Below are 26,312 nucleotides of genomic sequence, written 5' to 3'. Positions count from 1 at the left end.
CCTCTTCGGCAGAGGCCTTATACTATATGGTGTATCGCTTCAACGATATCATCAAATTGGAAACTATCCGATCGACCTTGCTTTAAAAATGTATTTATACCTTCTACTTTATTTTTACATTCAAAAATATAAGCATTTTCTTCATTTTCTTGAATCGTTCCTAACTTAAAATACAATTCATTTTCTTTATAAATTGATAAAATTTTTCTCATTTCATTTGCAAGTTGCCAATGATGTGGCGAAACAATTTCTTCCATAATCCTACTTACTGAATCTAATACTGAAATTGCAGGATAATGACTAAGCGTTGCAAGCTCACGCTTTAATACAATATGTCCATCTAAAATACCACGTGCTAAATCTGGTACGGGACCATTTAAATCGTCCCCATCAACAAGCACCGTATAAATACCTGTTATAGATCCCTTTTGTGTTTTTCCGGACCGCTCTAACAGCTTCTTCATATAACTTTCCATTAACAGTGTTTTACCACCAATCGGTAACTCTTTAACAGCAATATCAACACTTCTTCGTGCATCGGCGAAACGAGTAACAGAGTCCATCATAAGTAATACGTTATTGCCTTGATCACGGAAGTATTCAGCAATAGACGTTGCGAGTTTCGCGGCACGAAGTTGCATAAGGTGACTTTCATCTGACGTCGCTACAACAACGACGCTTTTTCGCATCCCTTCCTCGCCTAACTCTTTTCGAATAAAGTCTTTTACTTCCCGGCCACGTTCTCCTACTAAACTAATAACGTTTATATCAGCTTTTGCATTTTTTGCTATCATTCCAAGTAAAGTAGATTTACCAACACCTGACCCAGCAAAAATACCAATCTTTTGACCGATACCAATTGTTAGCATAGAATCAATTGATTTTATTCCTGTTTCAAATACATCGGTAATCTCTTCACGTTCAAATGCATGTATAGGCGGTGCATCTAGTTTAATTTTCTGTAATGGAATGTTTTCAGCTTCCTCATTTAACACTTCACCATTTGCACTTAACACCTTTCCGAGCAAGTGATTACCACGTGGTACAACAACATCTTCTGAAACTAATGTCACTGAATCTCCATAACATACTTTTTCTGTCTGTTCAAATGGAAGTAGCATATTATTTTCTTTTTCAATGGCAATCACCTCACATAAGACGTTATGTTCTCCAACGAAGCAAACATCTCCGATCTTCGCTTTCGGCCCTTTTGCTACGAAAAACTGTTCTTGTACACTATGAACTTTGCCTACTTTCGTATACAGCGGTGTTTCAATGAACTTATTCCATTTTTCGTTCTCATTCATTAACAGGCGGCTCATACATTTTGCTCCTCAAATAACTTCTCTTCTTCCCATTTCTGACGAAGTTTCGCAAATATAGGTGCAAATTTAAATTCAAAGAACTCTTTCTCTTCTTCCAGAACAAATTCACCAAACTGCAGGGAGAAATCATATTTCCATTCTACTAATTGTAGTAACCAATATTCTTTCGTATTCTCCTTCTCTTCTTGAATACGTTCAAACGTTTCTGGATGTACTGTAATGATTAATTTTTCAAACGAAGTTGGCAATGTTTGCACGATGCCAGTTAAAATAGGTAACACATCAAGCGATCGTGAATCTACCGCTTGATTCACGATTTTTTCTGCTAGATGAAAAGATTGATCCCATAATAACTCTGTCCATTCATATGCTGTTTCTTGTTGTTCTTTTTGAAACTGCACACGCGCTGCTTCCATCTGTTCCATTTGTTCATGAATATGCATTTGAAATTGTTCTTTATCTTGTAATAACTGCTGCCGCTCTCGTTCTAGCATTTGTTGCTCTTGCCTTAGCTGATTCATTTCGATATGTAATGACTCTTGCTGGGCGCGAAGCTCTGCATGATCAGTTTGTAATTCTTCCTCTTCTATTTGGACTGAAGCTGGTTTTGGAAATTGTAATTCATACGTTTCTTCAGAAAAAGAAACAGAATTCTTCGGAATTCTGTTTTTAAATAAGGACATCCTCTTCACCTCTTTGAACGATAATTCTTCCTTCTTTCTCTAGCTTTTTCACTGTACCAGTAATCGTTTGCTGTGCTTTTTCAGCATCCGTCATCTTAAGCGGTCCTAAGCCATCTAATTCTTCTAGAATCATCTCTTTACGGTTTGAAGACATACATGTAAATAGTTTCTCTTTAATTTCTTCTTTTGCAATTTTAAGTGCTTTCGCAAGAACACCGTTATCTGTAATTTCTTCTAATACACGGCGAAGCGCAAGATCTTCAAGACCAAGTAAGTCTTCAAAGACAAACATATTTTCTTTAATTTTCTCAGATAACTCATAATCGACTTCATCCAGCTTTTGGAAGACTGTTTTTTCAACACCACGTGAAACATTATTTAAAATGTTTACGATTGTTTTCAAGCCATCAGTTTTATTAATTGCACTGAATGCCATATTATTTAATTTCGATTTTAACAACTCACCAATTTGATTAATTAATTCACCATCAACTTGTTCTAACTTCGCAATACCCATTACCGTCTCTACTCGTTTATGATCTGGCAATCTCTCAATTAATTGAGACGCAAGTTGCGGTTTAATATAAGAAGCGATAATTGCAATTGTTTGTGGTGACTCATCATTAAGCACTGTAAGAAGTGGTTCTAAATCTGTAAGTGAATTTAAGAATTCAAATGGATTATCTTTGTTATACCAAAGATCTTCCAATAATTTTTCCAGTTCGTCTTCTGGCATGTTTTTAAATATGCGACGAATGTATTCTTTATCTGGAGTGACTAAGTTCAATTCTTTTACATTTAATTCATATAAGAACTCTCCTAGTACATTTTCTAACGTTTCTGGTTTGTATACACGAAACTTTGCGATTTCACGAAGTAATACTTCTTTTTCCTCAGCTGTCATATATTCAATGACTTTTGCTGCCACCCCTTCTTCTAATGTACGAATAAGGATGGCAGCTTTTTCTTTGGAGGAGATTTCATCTAACATCGTTGTTCCTCCCTTACTGTCCGTTTAACCATTTTTTAATTACTTTTGCAGTTCCTTCTACATGTTCTTTCGTAGCATCCTGCACTTGTTCATCTAACGTTGGTTCTTTCGGTTCTTCTGGTTCAGGTTTTGGCTCTGGCACTATTTTTTCTTCAGGAATTTCCAAGATACTTTCATTACTTGCAGCAATTTCGTCTTCTGCTAAGTATTCTTCATATTCCTCTTCTTCTTTCTTTCTCTTACGTCTTGCTAATAAGAACCATACTAGACCACCGATTGCTAATAAGCCAGCTGTAATTCCACCGAATAACCACCAGTTCATACCACTTTTTTCTGGCTCTTTCTCTTTTTCGGCTTTCGGCTGATCGAACTGAACAGTTACAACGTTAACTTGACCATTTATAAAGTTACCGTTCGGATCAGCTTGAAGTCCTGCCGCTGTTCCGATTGCTTCTTTAAAAGTTGTCATATCCATTCTACGTTTTACTAACGTATCATTATCTACCCATACAACAACATTCGTTTTCGTTAATTCTGGGTGTTTCTTAATTGTTTCAACTGTTTTATCTATTTCATAGTTTTCGATTTTGTTACCATTTTTATTATCATAGACAACTTTACCATTTTGATTATTGTTCGTACCGTAGTTTGGCACTTCACCGTTCGCTGTAATACCAGCACCTTGCTTCGTATCTGCCCCTTCTTGCGCAGTAGAGCTTTCCTCTTGCTCTTGTTTACTACGAAGTACACCTTTATCACCATACTTTTCTGACTGACGTGTAACTTCATCGTAGTTTACAGATACTTTCGTATTCACTTTATATTCATTTGGTTTAAACATCGTCATTAACGTTGCATCAATATCTTGCTTTAATTTACCTTCAAGTTGATGCTGCATCTCTACTTCTTTCTCATAAGAAGAAGAACTACTAGAATGTGCTTCATCTGTCCCTTTTGAGATAACACCTTTTTTACTATCAATAACGCTTACTTCTTCTGCCTTCACGCCAGGAACTGCTGCACTAATCATTTGCTGTATACCTGCAACTTGATCAGCTGTTAACAATTGGCCACGCTTCACTCCAACCGTAATCGCCGCTGTTCCTTTTGCTTTTTCTTCATCAAAAATTGTCTCTTTTTCAGGCAATGTAATTTGAACATTTGCCGTTTCAACTGTCGCAAAGTTTCTTACAATATCTTGCTCCAATTGCTTCTTCGTACCGACAATTTGCTTCATTTTTTTATCTTGCTCACTTGAACCGAGCGAGCTTTCTAATAAAATTTCCTCACCGCTTTTAGAATTAAACGGTAAGCCCATCCCATTCATTTCTTTTCGAACCCATGGAGCATCATTCTTTTGCACACGAATCGAACCATCGGCCGCTAATTGATAATCGACACCTAACTTCGATAATTCTGCTGTAATCTCTTGTTTATCTGTATCATTTAAATTTTGATATACAACAACATATTTATCTGGCAAGGTGAAGTATAAAAGTGCTCCTGTTACAATCGCTAAAAGCGCAGCACCAATTACTAACTTATGCCACGTTTTTAACGATTGGATAACATTTTTCATCTTTTCCATTTAAACACACCCGTCCACTTTCCTAAATTTGCATATTAATTAGTGACTTATAATTTTCAATAAGATTATCACGTACGAGAGCAGCCGTTTTCATTTGAGACTCAGCTTTCTTTTGCTGAATTAAAACGTCATGTGTTTCTCCTACCCCTTTAGTTAGTAAATCATATACTGCTGTTTGCGCATTGTTTTGCGTTTGATTCATATCTTCCAATAAATCAATAAACTTTTTCCCCTCAACTACAGATGTTTGAGAAGTTTTCGATGCACCAATTGACTGAATTGCTCCAAATGGTTGTGTATTTAACATTGGTTGGATTTTCATATTACTATCTTCCCCCTTATCCTCGGCCGATTTCTAAATCTTTATCAAGCATTTTTTTATTTGCATTTAATACACTCGTATTTGCTTCATACATTTTTTGAGCAACCATAACATTCGTCATTTCAGCAGTTACATCAATATTTGGATAACGTACATATCCTTCTTCATTTGCGTGCGGATGCGTCGGATCATACACTAAATTTTCCGTTTTGTCTGCTTCAATACTTTTTATCTTCACTCCGTTAGTAGGAGCCCCATCTAGCATACTTGCAAAACTATTGTTTGATTCTAGCACCACACTACGACGCTCATATAAATCTGCCCCCGGAGCCGCCGTCGTATTTGCATTTACAATATTGTTAGAAGTAACTTCCATCCACTTTCTCGCTGTCGTTAGCCCTGAGCCACTTGCATTAATTGCCTGAAACATCCGTTGTCTCTCCTTCTACTTTTAACGTCCGCGTGCCGCTTGGTTAATTGCATATTGTGTATTAATTGCGTTAACTGAAATACCGTATAACTGATTTGTTTTCATTAAATCTAGCATTTCTGTCGTTACATCCACACTATTTCCGTCTTTATTCGTTTGCATTGATTTTGTTTGAATCTTTGCATATGTATTTTTCGTATTTACTGTCGGCAAGTGCATTTCATTCGTTTGATATAAATCTGGATTGCTCTTTAAATCAGCCGCATTGTTTTTATATAATGCACTACTTTTATTCATCTGCTCAGCAAATGTTACATCTTGTGCTTTATAGCCAGGTGTATTCGCATTTGCAATATTACTAGAAACAGTATTTCGTTTCGTCACTAAATAATTCATATAATGGCTTACATCACTCACTAAATCTGGCATATTCCACACCCTTCCTTTTCTAACGTAATGATCCACTGATAGAAGTTTCACTTCATTATTTATTTTCTTATATGCGTTTATTAAAATATTTACTATTATGTACCCTTACATATTTTATTCCATTTTTTCATTATTGTCTTTAGAAAAATACAAAAATATAAAAAAGAATGCAAAAAAACTGTATACACATAGTAATCTATAGAACATTTCAATATATAAACTACAAACTAAAGTCCATTTTTCTATTATTTAGATTACTATTATTTTTTCATCACAGTCATAAAATGAAACCTCAATCAGCGGATTTCTTTATGTAAACGAAGGAATAGATCCCCTTTTAAAAGGGGGATCTGCTTCCAGACGTTATTATTAATATTTACCGTAAAATGAATTAGCCTTCATTCGCCCATCATTTGTCATAATCATTTCTTCCAAAATCTTTTGCTTATCTCGAATATGCTGAGCTGCCTTAATAATGAATGGGCTTACTTCTGCTGCAACTTGCGCACGCGTTTCTTCATCCAATGTCATCATCCAGCGATTTAACATCTCACTCTTCTCAGCAAACTCTCTGTCTGACACTTGCAATTCACCGATTTCATTAAAACAGCTGACAAACGTCCGATAAATATCATTGTTCATTTTCAAGTGCTCCGCGGTAACCGTCTATTAAATCTTGTAACACTTTCACAATTGCATCAATATCTTTCGCTTCACGCGTTACTTTCATCGTTTGAATTTGAATGCTAATCCAGTCATATAAACCATATAGACTATCATATAAATCTTTCGTAATCTCAGGATTTAATTGAAGCTTTAGTTCTTCAAAAATACGTTCTAATTTTTCAAGAAGTGCGTCCCCTTCTTGTAGTTTAAAAGTATGTAAAAGTTCTTCTAAATTACGAAACTCTACAATACATCTTTCATAAATAAAAATTGTATTTTTAATCGGATTACTCGTCATAATATCATTTTGCATATAACGTTGCCATGCTTGCATACGATCACTTCCTCAACTTTCATTAATCATCACTTTTTTGTTTTGTCATTGCTTTAATTGTTTTTAGTTGGCTATCAAGCGCCGCCAATGTACTTTCTAGCTTTTGATACTTCTTCACAATTTCATCTTGCTTTTGCAAGTTTTGCGTTTCAATATCTTTAATCTTTTTATCTAAATCACTTACACGTGAATCAATGTTTTTTACTCTCTCGCCGACTACACCTTTATCACCGAATAGTTTATCAAGCGGTTCTTCCATCATTTTTCCTAAACCGTTAGAACTAAAGAAAAATTGCTTCGCTGCATCTGGCTTCTCTTTTAATGCTTTCGTTAACTTTTCGTCATCAACTTCCATCGTTCCATCTTGCTTTAATTGAATACCAAATGTGAATAAATAATTACCATCTTGAGAAAATGTTACGACATTGTTCATCGCTTGACGTACACTTTGCATAATAGCTTGACCTTGGAAAGCTCCACCTTTTCCAGCAAAGATATCTACTGTAGAAACAGCTTTGTTATAATCAGCTACCATTTTTTTAATAACATTCGATGCATCTGTTACGTTTGAGTCATTTACTGTAAATTTCAGATCTATACCTTTTGTTTTTGGATCTGTTGTTGTACCAGCATCTGGCGCTCCTTCTACTTTCGGCTCAGTTACCTTTAATAATTCAATTTTCACACCTGGAAGAGCTTCAATTGTATTCGTAGAACTTTCATCTGTAATACCATTAATACTATATTTAGCATTTTGTGCTTCATTGATTGTATTAAGCGCTACGCCATCCGCATTAGCTAAACCAATATCTTGAAATAGTGTAGATGTGTTCCCCTCAAACTTAATTACTCCATCTGTTCCTTCTTTTTTCGAGGTCATGAAAATTTTATTTCCAAGTGTATAAGCTGATACGCCATAATCTCCATCATTAATCTTATTAATTAAATCTTTATATGTCATATCAGTTGTTACTTTTAGTTCTTTACCACCTAGTTTTAATGTTTCATCTTTAGGAAGCTTCGCATTTATATCTTTAATGTCATTTGAAGCTATTTGATGACGCTGTGCAAGCTGTGTAATCGTCATATTAAAAGTTCCTGCAATCGCACCACCATCAGCTTTTACATTAATATAACCGTCTTGTGTTGTCGTTACTTTTTTCTCATTTCCTTTAAAAGCCGCTAAGTTTTTAAAAGTTTGTGTAAAAGAACTAAATTCTGATTTTAAACTTGTATATAGTAGTTTATCATTTGTAAGGTCATTCTTTTCTTTCGTATATGGTGTTTTTCTCATATCTAAAGCATTCATTTCTAATTCGACGAAGTTAGAAGTATCGATCATATTATTTCCGAGGTTCCAAATTTGTTGTCTACCACCAATACCTGTCATCGTTGTTCCTGCCATTTTTCTCACTCCTTATAGATTACATGTAGTCTAAAATACTCGTTTTACTCATCGTACTAACCGCTTTAAGCGTCGCTTCATACGTTGCATTTATATATGCCAAGTCAGAAATTGCGACCGCTAAATCAACATCCTCAATTTCTTTACGGTTTTCTTGAAGCGCTAAATTTTGCTCACTTAAAATTGTTTTAAACGTCTCCATTGTGTTCATTGTTGAACCAACTTCAGTTGTACGGTTAATGATGCCATCTAAGTTTTTCTTATTTTCTCCTAATAACGGTTGTAACGCTTTTTGGTCACCTTTTTGCATCGCTTCGCTCATCTGTTTTAACGTTTTTATAACCGGTGATAATAATGCTTCTCCGTTACGAAATGCCTTTAATTCATAACCATCATTTAATTGCCAGTTCACATCATTTTTTCCTCCCTGGTACGTACCATCTTCTGTAAATGGTGACTTTTCTGCACTATCACCACCGAAAATATAACGACCTTGCTCTTTCGTATTCGCTAAATATACAACTTGTTTTAAAATTTGATCAATCTCTGCACCAATGGCTTTCAATTCTTTTTCACCATTTGGCTCATTTAATGCCTGTACCGTTAATTGATCTGCTCTCGTTAAAGATTTAAAAATACCTTGTAAAGTATTTTCAGTTTGTGTTAATACATTTTTTGAGTCAGCTAAATCTTTCTGCATTTGTTCAATATTCGCCAATGAATGTTGAATCGCAAATGATTTACTCGCTGCTAGTGGATCTTCACTCATAAGAAGATTTTTCTTCCCTGAAGTTACTTGGTTTCTATGGTATTGTTGTTGCACATTCAAATCCATTAACTGATTCTTTGCCCAGTTTGCATTTTGAAATGTAGATACTCTCATTTCTATCTCCTCCTTATATATTTCCAATCAATTATTATCACTTATCGAATAATCGAAAATAGACTATCAAACACTTCATTCATTGTAGTAATAGCTTTAGAGTTTGCGACGAAATATTTTTGGAAGGCCATTAAATTTACCATTTCCTCTTCCATATTTACACCTTCAACGCTCATTTTTTCTTGTTGAATACCTTCTAGTAAGTCGCCATGAATTTTTTGATAACCATTTACTGCACTTTTATCAGATGCAACACGAACTATAAATTGATCTAATGCTTGTTTATAAGAAAGACCTTCTTTATAATCGTCCTCTGTAACTGCTGCTAGTTTATTTGCTGTTTCAGCAGATATTTTCATTTTCGAAATATCTTTTTGGAATTCTGGATTTAACTTCATATCTTTCGCATGATCTCCAACGAAGAAATCTTTTCCCATCACTGTATTCACTTGATTTTTCATCGAACTCATTAAGTCTTCAAGATTTTTTTTATAATCAACTATCTTCGCTTTCGTGTCAATCGCTGATTTTATCGCTCCGCTAGTTACATTGATTTCTGAACCGTAAATCTCAACTGACATTGGGTCTTTTTCTTTATTTAATTGAAGTGGATATGTATCTTGTCCATTTACTGTTAAAATACCATTCATTCTAACACTCGCGATATTAGGATTCATAGATTCATAAGATACTTCTATATTTGCATACTTAGACATCTCTGTAACGATGCGATCTCGTTCGTCTAAAAGTTGATTTGGCACTTGTGTACCTGCTTGTCCAATTTTATGATTCGCTTCTGCTAAACTAGCAGCAAGACGATTAAATTCATTAACATGCGCTTCAATATCTTCTGCCGTCTGTGCTTCCACTGTATCTAAGTTTTTCGCAAGACGATTCACTTGACTTGTGAACTTCCCAGTTTCAGAAATTAATGTATCGTAGTAGTTTGGTTGTTCTGGATTTTTCGCCACTTCACGAAAGGCATTAAAGAAACCGTCCATTAAACTAGATAATGAATTCTTTCCTGTCGTTCCAACCATAGACTCTACACGTGATAAAGTCGAATTCATGTAGTTATAGTAAGAGAGCTGAGATAATTGATCATTAAACTGCTTCGTCTTTACCTCATCAGTAATACGGTCAACACCTAGCGTTTGTACACCGTAACCAATTCTCTGTTCTGGCGTATGACCATTGCTTGCTCCAACAGATCCGTAATTCACCATTTGACGCACATAACCCGGTGTATGAATGTTAGACAAGTTTTGTTTCGTTGTTTGTAACCCCATTTGAGCCGCTAACATGCCCGATAGCGGTGTATTATAATCAGATAATCTCATAAAGCTTCACTTCTCCTTTACAATAGTTCGTTCATAAAGATTTGCGAATTATTGTTTCGCTCTAAATTATATTCAGAAACAGAATCCACAATACTTTCTGTAGTTTTTAATAGTACGTTTAAGTAATATTGATTTTTTAAAAGAATCATTTTTACATTCTCTTCTAATTCAGTTACGTTTTTTTGTAATTCTTTCATTTTTTCAATTTCTTCTTGAGAAAAATACGAAAATAACGCACTTACACGAAACGATTCAACTCCTTGTTCTTTACAAAACTGAACAACCATTTCTTCAAATGAGCTTGATAACCCTTTTAAACCATCAATGTACTGCAATTGCTCTACTTGTAACTTTTGAACTGCATTTACATTTTTACTTTTTAAATTCTCATATATTTGCTCTCCAAGCGCTTGAATATTTTCATACGCTTTTTGAATAATAACGAGTTTTTCATATAATTGTATGTACATATAGCTTCCTTTCTTTTACAAGACTAAATTCACAATTAAACCATGGATTTCTCCAATTTGATTTAACATTTCTAAATGTCCTGTTTTCGTATTAATTAAATTCATAACATCTTCTAATTCATTCAATCCCATTTCTGCCTGTTTCACAATCGTCATTTTCTGTGAATATCCGTAACGTGGGTGACGAGACATGACATCTTTATACTGCAATACATTATCAACGTAAAAATTCAAAAATGATTTTACTGTATTTTTGTATTCCATTACATTATCAAGCGTTAATTCCATTTCAATTTTCTCTTTAATTTCTCCAATATTATCGACAAACGCTTCCATTTGTTCTAGTAATTTATCTTTTTTCGGATCTGCATGCAAATTATCCGAAAATGCAAGTCCTGTCCTGACATTTGCTTCTTTCGGCATTTGAGTAGCAGGCGGTATATGCGATAAAATTGGATTATGCGAGATAGAACGTAGCATATATATCACCTATTTATTTTTTTATTTCTTCCTAAACTTAATCGTAAAATCCAGTTATTTATAATTATACTCTGAACAGTAATATTTTGCAGTTATTTTTTATAAAAGATATGTTACAATTTAGCATGAGGTGGCACAATTCTATGAATATTTTCCTTTGTGGTTCAAATCAATTAACAGCATTAGATCAAGAAGAAATTAAAAAATTTTTAACTGACTATGCTCACAAACATAAAATTTACATATTATGTTATAAATCTATTGAAAATGAGGTTCTTCGTTTTTTCGTTGAGAATGAAAGACTCGCTCAAAATTTATGCCTTTACACGCTGCAACCATTGCAAGCAATAACAGATGAATTTCAAGAAGTCGTTGATTACTTAAAAAAACACGGAGCCGAATATGTTGCTTTCGATCATCCTTCTGACTCCATTTACCGATCAGATTATATGTTTTTTGTTAAACAAATTATTGAAGACACTGATTTAGTTCTCTGTTTTTATAATGGGGACAAACATACATCTGTCATCCCTGTCGATGTTGCAAAAGAAGCAGGTATTGATGCTGTCATTTATGATTTACCAGGATTACATGAAAAGCAAATGAAAAAAAGCTTTGAACAAAAAATTCGTATGATGTAAAGGGGGAGGCACAATATCATTATTGTGCCCATTGTAAATATGATAATTGAACAAGATTATGATCATTTTATCGCGAGTTTTAAACAACAATTCAATATGGATATCGCTTCGTATAAACAAGATAGAATGCGCCGTAGAATCGATGCTTTCATTTCGAGAAAAGGCTTCGAAAACTACACTAATTTTTTAAACAAATTACGCGCCGATCAAAATTTATTTTTAAATTTTATTGACTACATTACAATTAACGTTTCAGAGTTTTTTAGAAATAAAGAACGATGGCAAACTTTAGAGTCGAAAGCACTACCAAAATTACTCGAACAAAATAGCGGAAAATTAAAGGTATGGAGTGCCGCTTGCGCTGCTGGTGAAGAACCGTACACACTCTCTCTAATTTTATCAAAGCATCTAGCTCCATTTCGTTTTGAAATTCAAGCAACAGATCTTGATTTTCATATTTTAGAAACCGCAAAACGCGGTCAATATACTGAACGTTCTTTAAAGGAATTACCTAATGATTTGAAAGAACGTCATTTCACAAAAGAGAATGATATATATTCATTGCATCAAAACATTAAACAAAACGTATCGTTTAAACAACATGACCTTTTAATGCAGTCATTCGATACAAATTATGATCTGATTATTTGTCGCAACGTAATGATATATTTCACAGAAGAAGCAAGAGTAAAACTTTATGAAAAATTTAGTCGTTCTTTACGAAAAGGCGGTGTACTATTTGTTGGTAGTACGGAACAAATTTTAACACCCGAACGTTACAATCTTCAGCGATTTGATACATTCTTCTACGAAAAAATATAAAAGAGGTCGTCACAATGGAGTGACGACCTTTTTACATAACTCGAATTAAAATAATACCGACAATCCATATAAAGAGAAAAAGAAACGTCATAGACCATTTATGTTCTTGCATCGTTTGTTTCAATGCCTGTGATAATTGTGTCATGTTCATTTCCGCAAGCGCTCTCCATACACTTACATCCCGATCTTTAGCAATGCGGTCTGTAACACTAATTAAAATTGTTTCGTTAGACAATTTCGTTATATAAGCAGTAATAACCGTTACCATCAAATTTATATTTCCTTCTGAAGAATCACTTTCCACTCTAGAGATAAGTGCACTCACATCTAGTAACGGAATATGTACTTTTCTACCAAATGATAGTTGTACTTCAGCGAAATCATACGTTCCATCTAACAAAGGAAGTTCTTTTATATGCGCCTGCTTAACAAGCCCTTGTAGGCTTCTAATTACTTGTTCAAATATTTTTTCTGTTTGCTTACCTTCTCCAGATAACGTATGTAGCTTTTTAAAAAGTTGTAACACTGTATCCATCTCTTTAGAAAGCATTTCCTTCATAATCTTTCCATCACTTAAACTTGCAAGTAAAATACCTATTTCATTATTTTTCGAAATAATTTTAGACTGTCCAGTAAACACTAAATTGCTACGCTTTCGTTCTTTCTGGATTTCATGCTCCGAAATAGCTGCAGGCTGTTTTAATGGTTGTAACGCCTTATCTTCAATTGTCGTACGTTTAATCTCCATTTAAGCGCCTCCACTACTATGAAATAATTAGCCCCATTCTTTATTACTCTTTAAAACTAAAAACAGTACGAATAAACCTGACATGATAGTAAACACATCAGAAGCTTGCACTCCCTGTTCACCTTTTTCTTCTTTCTTGTCTTTCGGTTCTTCTTTTTGTTCTTTCTTTTTAGAGGCAACTTGTTTGTTATTTTTCTCTTTTTGGTCCTTCGCCTTATGTACTTCCTTGTTGTCTTCGAACGGCTCTTTTATAACGTAAGTAAATTCCTCTTTCTCTTTCAATGGTTCTTTTATAAACTTATTTACTATCTCATCTTGCTTCGGAATTTGAACGACTGGTAAATTTTCTTCTGGAAGCGGGTTTTTGACTTTCGAATCCTCTTGCTTCTCATTTTCTTTCTTATCTTCTAATTCATTTTCTAGTTTATTATCTAATTTTTCTTCTTTCTCTTCTATCTTTTTATCATCTTCGTTTTTTGGCGCCAAAACAGAAATGGTATATTCACTTTCCTCAACAAGTTTATTACCTGCTGCATCTATTATCTCTACAAGTAATTCGTATGGCCCAGCCGGCAATGCTTCTGTTATTTCAAATACTTTTTGCCAATCCATATCATGCTTGTTGTAGTCTAATAAAAAGGAAAGCTCTTTATTTTCTTTCCCTTTTAATGTAACGCGCACTTCTTTTACAACCGATTCTATATCTGACGCTTTTACTCGTATTTGTATAGAATCTCCCTGTTTTCGTTCAACTAAGTTCTCTTTTACTTCATCAATAGTAACTTTCTGTAACTTTGGCAATTCTTTATCTATAGTTGGCGTTTCATTTTTAATACGAATGAGCGGGACTTTCACTTCATTTTTTATGAGCTCTTCTTTCTCATTCTCTTTGTAACTTTGAACGAGCTGAAGATTCCAATCACCTTGCAAATCAAAATCCCCTGCTTTATAGTTAGCAACCCAGCTCTTCGTTTCTTCATCATACTCAAAAGATAACATTCTTTCTTGCGCATATTGCTCGCCATTTTTTTGTAACTGCAATATACCTTTCATACTTTGAATGTTTTTCCCATTTGGTTCTACAGCAATTCGCACCTCTTCGCCAACTTTAAGCTCCAGCTTATTTACTGTAATAATTCCCTGTTCTGTTTCTATCTTTCTTTCACTCAATTGTTTATTTGCTACTTCTTGTTGTTCTGCTTCTTTTTGTTTCTCTTCATCTTGTTTCGTTTCCACTTGCTCTGGCGGTTCTTGAGATTCCTTATTTTCTTCTTGTACATTCACTTCATTTATTTTTTGATTTGGCTCAATTTGTTCCTCAGCCTGACTTTGCAAGGGGAAGAACAAGCACACATGTATGCATAGCCAACTCATTAGAAAAAACTTTACGTTTTTCATCTACTAGTTCAAACTCCTATTTCAATGCCTTATAGTGATTTCGTCACTTTTACTCCGAAAAATCCATCTACATTTACAAGTTCACCATACGCCACTAATACATCATTTACATAAATACGAATTGGTTCATCAATATCCTCATCTAGTACAACTGCTTCATTTTCTTGTAAACTTAATATATCTTGAATCGTTTTCACTGTACTTCCAAATACAAATTTCACGTTCATTTCTACATTTTGTAGAATGGACGTGTCCATATATACTGGTTCCATTTGTTTTACTTCTTTAAATTCAATAGGTTGCACAACTGGTTCTACAATTTTTTCTTCTTCAATTTCTTCTGTGGCAATCTCTTCTTCTTCCACCATTGGATACAGAAGTCGCCTTACCATTTCTTTCGCTTCAGAAATTGGCAAAATTTGATACATTTTCGATTGAAGCAGATCACCAATTTCAAGATTGAACGTAATTTGAACAAGTTCGTCCACTTCCATTGACTCTCCCAAATACTCCATTTCTTCTTTTAACGTTACAAATTTAACATTTGGCGGCGTCATGTCCATTTTTTCTTGGAACATTTCTGACATCGCCGTAGCAGCGTGACCCATCATTTGGTTCATAATTTCTTTAATACCGCTCAGTTCTAATTCAGTAAGCTCTTTTTCCGGATCAACTTCCCCTGTTCCCATCATCATTAAATCTACCATTGTTAAGGCGACATCTTTCGTAAATACGAATACATTCTCATTCTTTAGCCCTTCAACAAAGTCAACATTTAAAATAACAAATGGCACTGGTACTCCATCATAATGACGAACATTGATTGCTTCCACATTTGGTGTACTAATTGTAACTGGCTGATTTAAAAGCGTTGACAATACTGTTGAAGCGGAACCAATTGAAATATTTGCAATTTCACCAAGCACATCTTTCTCTTCTTGTGTTAAATGCTCTTTTTCAACTTCTTCTACAATCTCAGTTTCCACTACTTCTGCTGGCTCGTCTTTTTCTTCTACTCCACCAGATAATTGCATTAATTTATTTACCATTTGTTTCGCATGCTCAACTGAAACAATTTGTACAAGTTTAGAGTTTACAAGATTATCTATCTTTAAATCAAACGACACTTTAACAATCGTATGATTCCCATCGATTTCAGAGATTTTCTCCATTTCTTCTGATAACTTTACAACATTAATCGTCGGCGGAGACATATCTACTGTATCTTGGAAGAATTCCGACATAGATGTAGCTGCGAATCCCATCATTTGGTTCATCGCTTCTTGTACAGCACTTAGTTCTAATTCACCAAGTTCTTTTCCATCCTCTACTTCACCTGTTCCCATCATCATTAAATCAGCAATGGACAATGCAACATCTTGTTTAAGAACAAGAAGGTTTTCCATATCTAATCCTTTTGTAAAATGAATGTTTAATACAACATGTGGAACTTCGACATCTCTTGAATCATATAAATCTACCAACTCTATGCGAGGAGCAGTAATGCTTACTTGCCTATTTAAAATCGTTGATAATACAGTCGAAGCTGAACCAAATGATATATTTGCAATTTCGCCAAGAATATCGCATTCTTGAGGCGTTAAATGCTCATTTTCTTTTTCTAGCACAATCGTGCTCGTATCCCCTTTTGTGTGTTGCTCAGGCATTTTCCCTGCCTCCTCATTTCTGTTTTTCTATCAAATAATATAAACTCTCATTTGATTTTAGCAAACTTATTATATAAAACGTTAATATGTATGTATTCCCATTATTAGATTCGTAACGATTAGCCAAAAAGCTCCCCAATTGTATACAAGTGGGGAGCTTTCCTTCATTCCTATTATAAACCTTCTGGGTTTAAAATGAGGACCACTCGTCCATCACCGAGAATCGTCGCACCAGAGAAATAGTTAGAACTCTCTGCAAAGAAGTCACCTAATGACTTTAAGACTATTTCTCTTTGACCGATAATTGTGTTTACAATAAGTCCATAGCTGCGATGTGTATTACGAACAATTAACACAGGAACCATTTGACCATCATATGACGCAAACGCCTCATCTACTGTTTTTTCACCAAATACAGTACTTAAATGTTTCACTTCAATAATTTGATTACGATAATTTAACACATCTTTTCCTTGTAAGGATTGGATGTCTTCTCTCTTAATTCGAATTGCTTCAACGATATTTCCAAGAGGTAAAGCATAACGCTTATCATTCGTTTGAACAAGCATAGATTGAATAATAGACAACGTTAACGGAAGTTCAATTCTAAATGTACTTCCCTTTCCTTCCTCAGAATCAATGATTAAATGTCCACCTAAACTATGAATCGTATGTTTTACAACATCTAATCCGACACCGCGTCCAGAAAGATCTGATACAACTTCAGCTGTACTAAATCCTGGTTGGAAAATAAGATCAAACACTTCACGATCTGTTAATCTATTTGCATCTGCTTCAGTTACAACGCCATTTTTAATCGCTTTTTCTAATACTTTCCCTTTATTAATACCGTTTCCATCATCCGTAATTTGAATAACGACATGATTTCCACTATGAAAGGCTTCTAATTTAATAGTACCTGTCTCATTTTTACCTGCATCACGCCGTTTTTCAACAGTTTCAACACCATGATCGATTGCATTTCGAATTAAATGAACGAGCGGATCACCGATTTCATCAATAACAATTTTATCTACTTCAGTATCTTCACCTGTAATTTGTAAATCGATTTTTTTCCCTAAATCTTTCGCTAACATACGTACCATACGTGGGAAACGATTGAACACAGTTTCAATCGGCACCATACGCATATTTAATAGTACGTTTTGAATATCTTTTGAAATATCGCCTAATCGATTTAAATGTTCAATTAACTCCTTGTTTTGAATCGTTTGAGCCAATTCATCAATGCGCCCACGTTCAATTACACTTTCTTCAAACATATTCATTAATCTTTCGATTTTCTCTAATTGAACACGAATTGAACGATTCTCCACTTTAGCATTTTTCGTTTTTGTAGTACTTTTAGCTGGCATAGCACTTGTAGGTTGATTCGTTGCCACTATCGGTGATTCTACCTGCGTAGCCATAGCTGGTTGTAGCATTTCTTCTACTTGCACAACTTCTTGTGTAACAACTTTTTTAGAAGCTACTTCCCTCGATATAGGTTCTCCTTGCTTTACTTCCACTTTCTCAATTTCAGAAACATGAAGTACTACTTGTTTCAATTCTTCTATACTACAATCAGTATCCATAAATACTGTAAATTCAAATCCGAAAGCATCTGCTTCAATTTCTTCAATACTCGGAGCTGTTTTTTGTATATTCCCTACATTCTGCAATGCTTCAATACACATAATGGCACGTACTGCTTTTAAAATTGCTTGCTGTTCAACTGTTATATGCACTTCATGTGAAACTGCATCATCGTTGTCTATATGATTTTGCTCTATATGTTCCGTAGGAGTTTCTACATTGCCGTTCAATAATGCTTCTAATTTCTGTTTAGTTGAGACTACATCAATATTGCCCATTCCACCTTGTTGCACATCTGCAACCATCTTCTCCAAATTATCAATGCACTCAAAAATCACATCAATAATATCCGCATTTACAACTATATTTCCATGACGAATTTCATCTAACACATTTTCCATCTTATGCGTTAAATCAGCCATCTCTGTAAATTCCATACTCGCAGACATACCTTTGAATGTATGAGCGGAGCGGAATATTTCTCCTACAACATCCATATCAGCAGGATTTTGCTCTAACACTAGCACATTTTCATTTAGCGACTGTAAATGTTCTTCTGACTCTTCGAAAAATATATTTAATAGATCTGTTTGCATTTTTATCCCCTACCTGTCTAACAAACATTTCATTTATGTATAACAATTTAGTGTTTTATAATGAGAAAAAAGGGGGCCACACGTCGATCCGCTATCACTGTTTTGATTCCTTGTGGCACCCCTTCTATATTAACTATTTGCTACTTTTGTTAAAGCTTCAATTACACGATCCGCTTGGAATGGCTTTACAATAAAGTCTTTTGCCCCGCCCTTAATTGCATCTAATACCATACCTTGTTGTCCCATTGCAGAACAAATAACAACTTTTGCACTTGAATCAATTTTAATAATTTCTTTTAATGCTTCAAGCCCGTCCATTTCTGGCATAGTAATATCTAATGTTACAATATCAGGTTGAAGTTCTTTATACTTTTGAATTGCTTCTACCCCATTCTCTGCTTCGCCGATAACTTCAAATTCAGCATTACTTTTTAATAAGTTTTTAATCATCGTTCGCATAAACATCGCATCGTCTACTACTAAAATTTTATGTGCCATTCTTTTTAATTCTCTCCTTCTATGTATAAATATATCTTAATATTTCACCTTATCATTCTCACTCATTATACAAAATAAAATGATAAAATTTAATATTTTTTTAAAAGAATTTTCGTATTTTTATTATTTTATTATTAAAATAATAATATACTACTCTTTTATATAAATAACAACGCGACGGTTTTTTTCCCAGTTTTGCGGTGAATCATTTGGTACAATTGGCTTTGTGTCTGCATATCCTACCGCAGCTAGCCTTTTATCATCCACATTATACACTTCAATTAAATGGTGAATCATATTTGCCGCTCGTGCTGAAGATAACTCCCAATTAGAAGGGAATTTCTCGTTATGAATAGGTCTACTATCTGTATGTCCCTCTACAACAATTGGGTTAGGTACGGATTGAAAAAATCCAACTAATTGACTTATTATCCCTTTCGCTTCGGGCTTAACGTTCGCATCGCCTGTATCAAATATTAAATTATCTACTATAACGACGCTTACCCCTGTATCCTCTCGATATACATTCACTTGACTAATACCGTTATTATCTACATACGCTTTCAACTTCTTATATAATTCATCCATTCTCTTTTTTGAGATCATTTTTTCATCATTTTTTTCATGTGAAATATCTGGTATTGTATTTTCCATTACTTTTGCATCTACTTGCCCCGTATCACTAAACTTTTCAAGCATCTTTGACAATTTTACTGCATCTTGCTTTGATGTAGCAACTAGTAATACGAAGAAAGTTAATAATAACATCGTTAAATCTGTAAAAGTCGTCATCCAACGAGGCGATCCCTTTTGCGGTCCTTTACTCATCATACCACTCCTTGAAATATTAGGCTGCTCCTTTTACCTTTTTTACCTTTGTTTCGTATACGTATGTATCCAGTTTCAACTTTAATTTAGAAGGGATTTGTCCGCGGTACAATTCTGAAATTGCTTCTATTACAAACTTCTTCTCTGTATATAAATCTTCAATACCACGGTATACTTTTTCCGACAGAGGGATTGCAATCATATTCGCAAGTACAGACCCATATAATGTCGTTAACATCGCAACTGCCATCCCTGTACCAATTTGCGATGTATCTTGTAAGTTTTGGAGCATAATGATAAGACCGATTAACGTACCAATCATTCCCCAAGCTGGAGCAAAATCACCAATTTTATCTAATAATGCCGCTCCTTTTCTTAACTCATACACTTCCGTTTCAATATCTTTCAATAACACTTCTTTTAATTCATCTTCATCGTAACCGCTTAACATTAATCGAATTCCTTTTTGAATAAAAGGATTGTCTACTTGCTCTCCATCAACCTCTAAAGAAAGCAAGCCGTTCTTTTTAGACTTTTTTGAAAAATCAACAAACAAATCCGTTAACTGTTCTAAATCTTCTTCTCTTCTATGTAAAACAGTGAAAATACTTTTCGTATATTTTTTTATTTCTCCAAATCGATATGCCACAACAATTGTCGCTGTTGTTCCCCCTATGACAATTAAAATAGATGAAATATCTAAAAAGTTTTTGAAAGCTTTTATTCCACCGCCGCCAAGCATAATCGCCGCTATCACTATGATGAAACCTACTATAATGCCCACTGGGCTAGAAATATCAAACTTCCTTTTTCTTCTTTGTGGTCTAGCTAATACTTGATTTTTTTCTCCCATATTTCTGCCCTTTCCTTTCCATTTTCATATAACATTTTTTTATTTTAATAATACGTTTTCACATATAACATGTATTATACGCTTATCATCTGTTTATCGCAATATACTCATGAAATTGACACATTTCATTTCTATATTAGAATTATGGTATAAAAACATGAGGAGGCTCACGATGGAACACAACATTTTACAAGTCATTGCATTAGCAGAAAAACTAAAATATGAAATGCGACATAGCTGGCTTTCCAACGGACGTCAAGAAAGTGTTGCCGAACATACATGGCGTATGTCTCTAATGGCCATTTTAGTTGAACCTTATTTGGATCAAAAAGTAAATATTGAGAAATTACTTAAAATGGTTATTATTCACGACCTAGTCGAAGCCGAAGCTGGTGATATCCCTGCATTCGATACGATGAATAGTCACGAATTACAGCTACAAAAACAAAAAAATGAACTAGAAGCTATTTTAAATATTAAACAAACGTTAACAGGTTCTCTCGGTGAGGAATTATATGACTTATGGATGGAGTTTGAAGCAAAAGAAACGTACGAAGCAAAAGTTGCTAATGCACTCGATAAACTTGAGGTGAAAATCCAGCATAACGAAGCTGATATTGATACGTGGCTACCAATTGAACATAAAATGACATTCCAAGTAGCAAAGCATACAAACTTTGATTCTTTCCTATCTAAATTACAAAAAATTATTGAACAAGATGGAGAAAAGAAGTTAATTGCTGCCGGCATTGATGTTGAGGCATGCAAGCAATAATGAAATAAGACACTCAACAAGAGTGTCTTATTTCATTATTGTTGATATAGCCTGCTTATAAATAAGCTGTTGTTTTCCATCCACTAAAATTAAAACTGTAAATTTATCTACTCCAACAACTTCTCCTACTATTCTAACGCCACTCTTTAAGAAAATTGTAACTGTACCTTTTTCTTCTTTTATTTGTTTATACAATTCTTCCTGTAAATGTTCCAATTACTGTCCTCTCCTTTCTGTGAAACATCTTAATATAAAAAACTATAAATTTTTTATTTATGCACTTTGTCTTTTATATTCATAAACTTATTAATTAGTATATCTAAATCACGACTAAATAACAAAACTTTATCATGATCCAATCCGTGTCTCGCAACAAGTTGAATTAATTCTTTCTTTTTGTTTTCTATTTTATTTTGTAATTGTCCCATCTCCATCTCTATACTAAAACTCCCTTTTCCCATAATATTACTTGTAAAATTATAGTACATATTCTCTCATAAAAAAATAAAAAAATGGTTTTTTTTACAATTTTTTATTTTTCTATGCCTAAATTACGAATCATGTAAAGGTTTATTTACAAATCACTAACATACAATCCTAATGAATCTACAGGCATTTGTCTAATTATAAATGAGACTGGCTCGTTTTCTATACAAAAAACATACTGTATATAGTAGTCCATGAACCATATAGATTAACTTACTAAAAAGGAGGAAAACATATGAGTTATGGTGGAAGTTGCGCTGGTTTCGGCGGTGGATTTGCTTTGCTTATCGTACTATTCATCCTTCTAATCATCATCGGATGTAGCTGTTGGGGTGGCGGCGGATACGGATATTAATATATCCTTGACAAATGAACTAAAAACTATAGAAAAACAGCTCATATTTGAGCTGTTTTTTTCATACTTTCGTATGAATTTATATCCCTCTTATTTGCGATTTCAACTAGCAACATATTGTTTACTATGGAATAAGAAACATTTTTACTAAGGGGGATTACAATGATTAGAAGTCTTTACGAAGCACATTTACCTGTCCGCAACTTAAAAGTATCAATACCTTTTTATGAATCACTAGGGCTAAAATTATATAAAAGAGGAGATAATATTGCTTTCTTTTGGATTAAAGAAAATGAGAGTTGGCTCGGCCTTTGGGAAGGCACAGAATACAAAGTGAATTATCACCCCTCTTTACGACATATCGCCTTTCAAGTAAGTTTACATGATTTAGAAAATGCGATTCATTGGCTAAATCAAAAAGGAATTTCAGCACGAAAAGACTTTGGAATGGAACCAATTGAACCGATTGTTTTTCCGGAATTAGCACATGCAGCCGTATACTTTAACGACCCTGATGGAAATAGTTTAGAATTGATTGCACAATTACCTGTTGGACTTCCTACAGCGGAAAAAGTGTATTTGAGTGAGTGGAAAGAACAAATTCAAACATCGTCATTACATAAGGAGTAATCTATTTATGTCGGTTTCTTATTCCACACTTCTTAAAACAAATAAAAACTTCAATAAACTATTTTATGGGCAAACATTAAGTGTACTTGGAGATTGGTTCCATACGGTAGCTTTATTAACATTTGTCTACAGCATAACGGAATCGCCGTTTATGATCGCACTTACTTTTATAAGTAAAGGTTTACCACAGCTTCTTCTTAGTCCATTCATAGGCTTAATTGTAGATCGTTTCTCTAAAAAGAATATTATGATTTCCACCGATATTACACGGGGAATTCTAGTCCTTACATACTTACTCGCAATCTATAAAATTGAAATTATTTTCATTGCTAATATATGTTTATCTGTACTTTCTTGTTTATTTGAACCGGCTAAACAAGCAACCCTAAAAAATATCGTACACCAAAATCATTTCGTAACTGCTAACTCTCTTTCTAGTACAATTAATGGTTTTATGTCTATTATGGGGGCTTCTTTGGGCGGAGTAATTGCACAATCTTTACATATTGAGTTCGCTTTTTTAGTAAATAGCCATCATACTTTATTTCAGCCTATTTTATTTATAATATGAGTATTCCTGCTCATGATACTTGTAACAAGAACAAAGCATTTTTCACTGATATAAAAGGTGGTTATACATACATATTACAAACAAAAATCATTTTAACATTAATTCTTGTCGGCATTTCATGGGGGATTATTGGAGGCGCTTATCAACTACTTCTAACGATCTATGCCGAAAAAATTTTCCATACGAACATTGGGATTTTATATACGGTTCAAGGGGCTGGGCTTATGATAGGAAGCCTTCTCGTTAATCTTTATATATCCCATAATAAAGAAAAAATGAAAAAAGTATTCGGTTGGGCCTACTTATTACAAGGAATTTTCTTTCTCGGATTCATTCTATCCGATCAACTTATTATCGGTATCATTACTTTATTCTGTATGCGTATAGCAGGAGGAATCATCGTTCCACTTGATACGACATTACTTCAAACTTACACACACGAAAATATGATAGGTAAAGTTTTTTCATTCCATTATTCTATTTACGGATCTCTTATTCAGTTATCGATGTTTTTTACAGGAGGGCTGTTAGAAATTCTTTCTCCTCAAATGATTGGCAGTTTATTAGCTATATGTTGTATTTTTGTAAGTTTTATATGGCTGTTTTTATTTTATCGCGGGGAATTTAATGAAGAATCTCCTTCTACTTAATAGCATGTTTATAAACATGCTATTTTTATTTATGTCGAAATACAGAGGAAAAAGACGATTTATTTTCCTTACGTTCTAATTTTTTAGAATGTACAATAAATTTAGATTATAAGAAAAGGGGTGCCATAATGTTTGACGATAGACTTACTATTTCAGCTGAGCAGCAGAAGCTCATTTCCAATGCAACTCGCATTCAAATTCTTCACCTTTTAAAAGATGAAGCACTTACTGCAAAACAAGTTGCTACTAAACTAAATAAATCTGCTGGAAGCGTACATTATCACGTTCAAATTTTATATGATGGAGGGTTGCTTGAATTAGTAGAAACGAAGGAAAAACGAGGGATTATTGAAAAATATTATAAAGCAAAAGCTGCTCATTTCTATATTGAAGAAAGCGGCACAGAAGGAACGAATACAGGTAGTCATATTGTATCTCATTTATTTTTAACTCCAGAGGAATTACAACAGCTTACTTGGGAGATTACACAAGTTTTATTACGCTGGGAAAACAAAACCGCTCGTCAATCAAACTCTGAAGAGGAATACGCTATTTCCTGCAGGATTAAAAAACAATGAAAGAAAGCGCCATTTATTCATGAAAAATAAATTATTATTATTGTCGGGAACAGGAATTTCTCGTTTAGGTGATTTTATGTATCTCATCGCTCTAAACTTAATGGTGTTAAATAGCACAAACTCACCTGCTGCTGTAGCAGGATTATGGATTGTTGGTCCAATCGCCACTGTTGTTACAAAAATATGGTCTGGTAGTATAGTAGATCGATTAAACAAACGGTCCATTATGCTCATCACAGATATAATTCGAGCAGCTCTCATTGGCTGTATTCCATTATTTGATTCTATTTGGGCCATTTATATGTTCATCTTTTTAACTCGCATCGCTACATCATTTTTCGATCCAGCTTCATTTACTTATAAAACAATGCTCATACGAGCTGAAGAGCGCGCTCAATTTAATGCATGGAATAGCCTATGTACAAACGGGGCTTTTATTATCGGTCCAGCTCTTGCTGGAATACTTCTCACCACGTACTCAGCAGCCTTTGTTATTTACTGCAACTCACTTTCATTTCTACTTTCTACCATTCTCATTTACTTCTTGCCAAACATTACATTACAAACAAAGCAAAACGAAGAAGTTGCAAATACTTTTGTACAAACATTACGAAGTGATTGGAAACAAGTTTTTTCGTTCGCTCGAACAGAAACGTACATTATTCTCATATTCGTTTTATTTCAAGCGACTATGCTTGTTTCTATGGCACTCGATTCACAAGAAGTTGTTTTTACGAGGCAAGTACTGTTTTTAACCGATATAGAATACAGTATGCTTGTTAGTATAACTGGCGCTGCTTACGTTTCCGGTTCATTTCTCGTCTCTCTCTTTGCCAAACGATTACCAATTCAACATTGTATCGGATTAGGTATGATTTTCACAGCAATAGGCTATGTAATTTTCGCCTTTTCAAATTCATTTATAGTCGCAGCAGGTGGTTTCATTTTACTTGGTATTTCTTCATCATTTGCTGGTACTGGCTTTATAACATTTTATCAAAATAACATCCCTATATATATGATAGGACGTATCGATAGCGTGTTTGATTCCATAAAAAATTTCATCCAAATCTTTTTCGTTTTAGCAATTGGGGCATCCGCACAATTTCTTTCCGTTCAATTTACTGTAATAAGTAGCTCGTTACTCATTCTTTTCCTTTCCTGTTTATTAGCAATCCGGGTAATGACTCCTTCACGAGAAAAATACTTTAAAACTACAGGATCATCATTAGAATATTAAATGCAACATAAAAAGCGGCTATTTGCCGTGCAGT

The 26,312-nt window shown here is 34.1% G+C and carries 30 protein-coding genes and 1 pseudogene; 8 read left to right on the top strand and 23 right to left on the bottom strand.

The annotated features are described in order from the left end of the window. Positions 1-17: 17 nt before the first annotated feature. From fliI to ACTJJY_RS02250, 14 genes are all read right to left on the bottom strand, one after another. Complete coding sequence (gene fliI, locus ACTJJY_RS02315) at positions 18-1,322, bottom strand: flagellar protein export ATPase FliI (protein WP_000088692.1); 1,305 nt, start codon at positions 1,320-1,322, stop codon at positions 18-20. After that, positions 1,319-2,008 carry a FliH/SctL family protein gene (locus tag ACTJJY_RS02310; protein WP_440604893.1) on the bottom strand — a complete coding sequence of 230 codons (690 nt, stop codon included), beginning with the start codon at positions 2,006-2,008 and terminating at the stop codon, positions 1,319-1,321. The genes fliI and ACTJJY_RS02310 overlap by 4 nt, the downstream gene beginning before the upstream one ends. Continuing rightward, a complete protein-coding gene (gene fliG / locus ACTJJY_RS02305) occupies positions 1,995-2,999 on the bottom strand; it encodes a flagellar motor switch protein FliG (protein ID WP_000883364.1) in 1,005 nt (334 codons plus the stop codon). Before fliG ends, ACTJJY_RS02310 begins: the two co-directional genes overlap by 14 nt. 13 nt (positions 3,000-3,012) lie before the next feature. After that, a complete protein-coding gene (locus ACTJJY_RS02300) occupies positions 3,013-4,587 on the bottom strand; it encodes a flagellar M-ring protein FliF C-terminal domain-containing protein (protein ID WP_000413958.1) in 1,575 nt (524 codons plus the stop codon). A gap of 22 nt (positions 4,588-4,609) precedes the next feature. Then, positions 4,610-4,909, bottom strand: coding sequence for a flagellar hook-basal body complex protein FliE (gene fliE, locus ACTJJY_RS02295; protein WP_000701684.1), 300 nt, complete (start codon positions 4,907-4,909; stop codon positions 4,610-4,612). Between the two features lie 16 nt (positions 4,910-4,925). Next, positions 4,926-5,339, bottom strand: coding sequence for a flagellar basal body rod protein FlgC (flgC, locus tag ACTJJY_RS02290; RefSeq protein WP_000484680.1), 414 nt, complete (start codon positions 5,337-5,339; stop codon positions 4,926-4,928). A 21-nt stretch (positions 5,340-5,360) separates the two neighbouring features. Continuing rightward, a complete protein-coding gene (flgB, locus tag ACTJJY_RS02285) occupies positions 5,361-5,819 on the bottom strand; it encodes a flagellar basal body rod protein FlgB (protein ID WP_074789290.1) in 459 nt (152 codons plus the stop codon). Between the two features lie 318 nt (positions 5,820-6,137). After that, positions 6,138-6,410, bottom strand: coding sequence for a hypothetical protein (locus tag ACTJJY_RS02280; RefSeq protein WP_001058088.1), 273 nt, complete (start codon positions 6,408-6,410; stop codon positions 6,138-6,140). Continuing rightward, positions 6,400-6,768 carry a flagellar export chaperone FliS gene (locus ACTJJY_RS02275; protein WP_001149516.1) on the bottom strand — a complete coding sequence of 123 codons (369 nt, stop codon included), beginning with the start codon at positions 6,766-6,768 and terminating at the stop codon, positions 6,400-6,402. The genes ACTJJY_RS02280 and ACTJJY_RS02275 overlap by 11 nt, the downstream gene beginning before the upstream one ends. Positions 6,769-6,790: 22 nt before the next feature. Continuing rightward, on the bottom strand, positions 6,791-8,173 hold the full coding sequence (locus tag ACTJJY_RS02270) for a flagellar hook-associated protein 2 (protein WP_023521601.1): 1,383 nt from the start codon (positions 8,171-8,173) through the stop codon (positions 6,791-6,793). Between the two features lie 19 nt (positions 8,174-8,192). Continuing rightward, positions 8,193-9,056 carry a flagellar hook-associated protein 3 gene (locus ACTJJY_RS02265; RefSeq protein ID WP_001266403.1) on the bottom strand — a complete coding sequence of 288 codons (864 nt, stop codon included), beginning with the start codon at positions 9,054-9,056 and terminating at the stop codon, positions 8,193-8,195. A 41-nt stretch (positions 9,057-9,097) separates the two neighbouring features. Then, positions 9,098-10,396, bottom strand: a complete 1,299-nt coding sequence (gene flgK, locus ACTJJY_RS02260; RefSeq protein WP_016082184.1) for a flagellar hook-associated protein FlgK — start codon at positions 10,394-10,396, stop codon at positions 9,098-9,100. A gap of 17 nt (positions 10,397-10,413) precedes the next feature. Further along, positions 10,414-10,866 (bottom strand): hypothetical protein, encoded by a 453-nt coding sequence (locus ACTJJY_RS02255; protein WP_074554099.1) that lies wholly within the window; start codon positions 10,864-10,866, stop codon positions 10,414-10,416. Positions 10,867-10,881: 15 nt separating this feature from the next. Continuing rightward, on the bottom strand, positions 10,882-11,346 hold the full coding sequence (locus tag ACTJJY_RS02250) for a YaaR family protein (RefSeq protein WP_000946323.1): 465 nt from the start codon (positions 11,344-11,346) through the stop codon (positions 10,882-10,884). A 143-nt stretch (positions 11,347-11,489) separates the two neighbouring features. Here ACTJJY_RS02250 and ACTJJY_RS02245 point away from each other — a divergent pair, with 143 nt between their 5' ends. Together ACTJJY_RS02245 and cheR are read left to right on the top strand one after the other, a co-directional pair. Beyond that, positions 11,490-11,987, top strand: coding sequence for a flagellar motor switch protein FliG (locus tag ACTJJY_RS02245; protein WP_001020110.1), 498 nt, complete (start codon positions 11,490-11,492; stop codon positions 11,985-11,987). 39 nt (positions 11,988-12,026) lie between these two features. Beyond that, on the top strand, positions 12,027-12,809 hold the full coding sequence (cheR, locus tag ACTJJY_RS02240; RefSeq protein ID WP_135278202.1) for a protein-glutamate O-methyltransferase CheR: 783 nt from the start codon (positions 12,027-12,029) through the stop codon (positions 12,807-12,809). A gap of 31 nt (positions 12,810-12,840) precedes the next feature. Here cheR and ACTJJY_RS02235 read toward each other — a convergent pair whose 3' ends face one another. The 7 genes from ACTJJY_RS02235 to ACTJJY_RS02205 form a co-directional block, all read right to left on the bottom strand. Further along, positions 12,841-13,557 (bottom strand): hypothetical protein, encoded by a 717-nt coding sequence (locus tag ACTJJY_RS02235; protein WP_086389329.1) that lies wholly within the window; start codon positions 13,555-13,557, stop codon positions 12,841-12,843. Positions 13,558-13,584: 27 nt separating this feature from the next. Then, a complete protein-coding gene (locus ACTJJY_RS02230; protein ID WP_440604892.1) occupies positions 13,585-14,955 on the bottom strand; it encodes a transglycosylase in 1,371 nt (456 codons plus the stop codon). A 29-nt stretch (positions 14,956-14,984) separates the two neighbouring features. After that, complete coding sequence (locus ACTJJY_RS02225; protein ID WP_001115016.1) at positions 14,985-16,622, bottom strand: flagellar motor switch protein; 1,638 nt, start codon at positions 16,620-16,622, stop codon at positions 14,985-14,987. Positions 16,623-16,795: 173 nt separating this feature from the next. Beyond that, positions 16,796-18,814 (bottom strand): chemotaxis protein CheW, encoded by a 2,019-nt coding sequence (locus tag ACTJJY_RS02220; RefSeq protein WP_440604891.1) that lies wholly within the window; start codon positions 18,812-18,814, stop codon positions 16,796-16,798. A gap of 129 nt (positions 18,815-18,943) precedes the next feature. Beyond that, positions 18,944-19,312 carry a response regulator gene (locus ACTJJY_RS02215; RefSeq protein ID WP_000940568.1) on the bottom strand — a complete coding sequence of 123 codons (369 nt, stop codon included), beginning with the start codon at positions 19,310-19,312 and terminating at the stop codon, positions 18,944-18,946. A gap of 150 nt (positions 19,313-19,462) precedes the next feature. Then, a complete protein-coding gene (locus ACTJJY_RS02210; protein ID WP_000033627.1) occupies positions 19,463-20,140 on the bottom strand; it encodes an OmpA family protein in 678 nt (225 codons plus the stop codon). A 19-nt stretch (positions 20,141-20,159) separates the two neighbouring features. Continuing rightward, a complete protein-coding gene (locus tag ACTJJY_RS02205) occupies positions 20,160-20,993 on the bottom strand; it encodes a flagellar motor protein MotP (RefSeq protein WP_000504186.1) in 834 nt (277 codons plus the stop codon). Positions 20,994-21,165: 172 nt separating this feature from the next. Here ACTJJY_RS02205 and ACTJJY_RS02200 point away from each other — a divergent pair, with 172 nt between their 5' ends. Beyond that, on the top strand, positions 21,166-21,768 hold the full coding sequence (locus ACTJJY_RS02200) for an HD domain-containing protein (RefSeq protein WP_016513063.1): 603 nt from the start codon (positions 21,166-21,168) through the stop codon (positions 21,766-21,768). A 27-nt stretch (positions 21,769-21,795) separates the two neighbouring features. Here the strand turns inward: ACTJJY_RS02200 and hfq are convergent, their stop codons facing one another. Both hfq and ACTJJY_RS02190 read right to left on the bottom strand, forming a co-directional pair. Then, on the bottom strand, positions 21,796-21,984 hold the full coding sequence (hfq, locus tag ACTJJY_RS02195; RefSeq protein WP_000400665.1) for an RNA chaperone Hfq: 189 nt from the start codon (positions 21,982-21,984) through the stop codon (positions 21,796-21,798). Positions 21,985-22,037: 53 nt separating this feature from the next. Then, positions 22,038-22,256 (bottom strand): aspartyl-phosphate phosphatase Spo0E family protein, encoded by a 219-nt coding sequence (locus ACTJJY_RS02190; protein WP_000291691.1) that lies wholly within the window; start codon positions 22,254-22,256, stop codon positions 22,038-22,040. A gap of 233 nt (positions 22,257-22,489) precedes the next feature. Here ACTJJY_RS02190 and ACTJJY_RS02185 point away from each other — a divergent pair, with 233 nt between their 5' ends. The 5 genes and pseudogenes from ACTJJY_RS02185 to ACTJJY_RS02165 all read left to right on the top strand — a co-directional run bounded on the left by ACTJJY_RS02185 (position 22,490) and on the right by ACTJJY_RS02165 (position 26,278). Then, positions 22,490-22,609: a YjcZ family sporulation protein gene (locus ACTJJY_RS02185; RefSeq protein WP_000120179.1), complete on the top strand. Its 120-nt coding sequence runs from the start codon at positions 22,490-22,492 to the stop codon at positions 22,607-22,609. 162 nt (positions 22,610-22,771) lie between these two features. Beyond that, positions 22,772-23,239, top strand: a complete 468-nt coding sequence (locus ACTJJY_RS02180) for a VOC family protein (RefSeq protein WP_440604890.1) — start codon at positions 22,772-22,774, stop codon at positions 23,237-23,239. 7 nt (positions 23,240-23,246) lie between these two features. Beyond that, positions 23,247-24,460, top strand: a pseudogene (locus ACTJJY_RS02175) (MFS transporter). Between the two features lie 128 nt (positions 24,461-24,588). Continuing rightward, positions 24,589-25,038, top strand: a complete 450-nt coding sequence (locus ACTJJY_RS02170) for an ArsR/SmtB family transcription factor (protein WP_000459089.1) — start codon at positions 24,589-24,591, stop codon at positions 25,036-25,038. A gap of 19 nt (positions 25,039-25,057) precedes the next feature. Continuing rightward, positions 25,058-26,278, top strand: coding sequence for an MFS transporter (locus ACTJJY_RS02165; RefSeq protein ID WP_000791674.1), 1,221 nt, complete (start codon positions 25,058-25,060; stop codon positions 26,276-26,278). The last annotated feature ends 34 nt before the right edge of the window (positions 26,279-26,312 follow it).

The sequence above is a fragment of the Bacillus sp. 22475 genome (assembly GCF_052044835.1).
GTDB classification, from domain to species: Bacteria; Bacillota; Bacilli; order Bacillales; family Bacillaceae_G; genus Bacillus_A; species Bacillus_A cereus.
The sequence above is the reverse complement of the archived record's forward strand: the minus strand, read 5'-3'. Positions and strand labels throughout refer to the sequence as shown.

What these genes read in the sequence shown, in the direction of transcription:
- fliI (WP_000088692.1), bottom strand. Translation starts at nt 1,322, where the DNA reads ATGAGCCGCCTGTTAATGAATGAGAACGAAAAATGGAATAAGTTCATT.
- ACTJJY_RS02310 (WP_440604893.1), bottom strand. Translation starts at nt 2,008, where the DNA reads ATGTCCTTATTTAAAAACAGAATTCCGAAGAATTCTGTTTCTTTTTCT.
- fliG (WP_000883364.1), bottom strand. Translation starts at nt 2,999, where the DNA reads ATGTTAGATGAAATCTCCTCCAAAGAAAAAGCTGCCATCCTTATTCGT.
- ACTJJY_RS02300 (WP_000413958.1), bottom strand. Translation starts at nt 4,587, where the DNA reads ATGGAAAAGATGAAAAATGTTATCCAATCGTTAAAAACGTGGCATAAG.
- fliE (WP_000701684.1), bottom strand. Translation starts at nt 4,909, where the DNA reads ATGAAAATCCAACCAATGTTAAATACACAACCATTTGGAGCAATTCAG.
- flgC (WP_000484680.1), bottom strand. Translation starts at nt 5,339, where the DNA reads ATGTTTCAGGCAATTAATGCAAGTGGCTCAGGGCTAACGACAGCGAGA.
- ACTJJY_RS02280 (WP_001058088.1), bottom strand. Translation starts at nt 6,410, where the DNA reads ATGAACAATGATATTTATCGGACGTTTGTCAGCTGTTTTAATGAAATC.
- ACTJJY_RS02275 (WP_001149516.1), bottom strand. Translation starts at nt 6,768, where the DNA reads ATGCAAGCATGGCAACGTTATATGCAAAATGATATTATGACGAGTAAT.
- ACTJJY_RS02270 (WP_023521601.1), bottom strand. Translation starts at nt 8,173, where the DNA reads ATGGCAGGAACAACGATGACAGGTATTGGTGGTAGACAACAAATTTGG.
- ACTJJY_RS02265 (WP_001266403.1), bottom strand. Translation starts at nt 9,056, where the DNA reads ATGAGAGTATCTACATTTCAAAATGCAAACTGGGCAAAGAATCAGTTA.
- flgK (WP_016082184.1), bottom strand. Translation starts at nt 10,396, where the DNA reads ATGAGATTATCTGATTATAATACACCGCTATCGGGCATGTTAGCGGCT.
- ACTJJY_RS02255 (WP_074554099.1), bottom strand. Translation starts at nt 10,866, where the DNA reads ATGTACATACAATTATATGAAAAACTCGTTATTATTCAAAAAGCGTAT.
- ACTJJY_RS02250 (WP_000946323.1), bottom strand. Translation starts at nt 11,346, where the DNA reads ATGCTACGTTCTATCTCGCATAATCCAATTTTATCGCATATACCGCCT.
- ACTJJY_RS02245 (WP_001020110.1), top strand. Translation starts at nt 11,490, where the DNA reads ATGAATATTTTCCTTTGTGGTTCAAATCAATTAACAGCATTAGATCAA.
- cheR (WP_135278202.1), top strand. Translation starts at nt 12,027, where the DNA reads ATGATAATTGAACAAGATTATGATCATTTTATCGCGAGTTTTAAACAA.
- ACTJJY_RS02235 (WP_086389329.1), bottom strand. Translation starts at nt 13,557, where the DNA reads ATGGAGATTAAACGTACGACAATTGAAGATAAGGCGTTACAACCATTA.
- ACTJJY_RS02230 (WP_440604892.1), bottom strand. Translation starts at nt 14,955, where the DNA reads ATGAAAAACGTAAAGTTTTTTCTAATGAGTTGGCTATGCATACATGTG.
- ACTJJY_RS02225 (WP_001115016.1), bottom strand. Translation starts at nt 16,622, where the DNA reads ATGCCTGAGCAACACACAAAAGGGGATACGAGCACGATTGTGCTAGAA.
- ACTJJY_RS02220 (WP_440604891.1), bottom strand. Translation starts at nt 18,814, where the DNA reads ATGCAAACAGATCTATTAAATATATTTTTCGAAGAGTCAGAAGAACAT.
- ACTJJY_RS02215 (WP_000940568.1), bottom strand. Translation starts at nt 19,312, where the DNA reads ATGGCACATAAAATTTTAGTAGTAGACGATGCGATGTTTATGCGAACG.
- ACTJJY_RS02210 (WP_000033627.1), bottom strand. Translation starts at nt 20,140, where the DNA reads ATGAGTAAAGGACCGCAAAAGGGATCGCCTCGTTGGATGACGACTTTT.
- ACTJJY_RS02205 (WP_000504186.1), bottom strand. Translation starts at nt 20,993, where the DNA reads ATGGGAGAAAAAAATCAAGTATTAGCTAGACCACAAAGAAGAAAAAGG.
- ACTJJY_RS02200 (WP_016513063.1), top strand. Translation starts at nt 21,166, where the DNA reads ATGGAACACAACATTTTACAAGTCATTGCATTAGCAGAAAAACTAAAA.
- ACTJJY_RS02190 (WP_000291691.1), bottom strand. Translation starts at nt 22,256, where the DNA reads ATGTACTATAATTTTACAAGTAATATTATGGGAAAAGGGAGTTTTAGT.
- ACTJJY_RS02185 (WP_000120179.1), top strand. Translation starts at nt 22,490, where the DNA reads ATGAGTTATGGTGGAAGTTGCGCTGGTTTCGGCGGTGGATTTGCTTTG.
- ACTJJY_RS02180 (WP_440604890.1), top strand. Translation starts at nt 22,772, where the DNA reads ATGATTAGAAGTCTTTACGAAGCACATTTACCTGTCCGCAACTTAAAA.
- ACTJJY_RS02170 (WP_000459089.1), top strand. Translation starts at nt 24,589, where the DNA reads ATGTTTGACGATAGACTTACTATTTCAGCTGAGCAGCAGAAGCTCATT.
- ACTJJY_RS02165 (WP_000791674.1), top strand. Translation starts at nt 25,058, where the DNA reads ATGAAAAATAAATTATTATTATTGTCGGGAACAGGAATTTCTCGTTTA.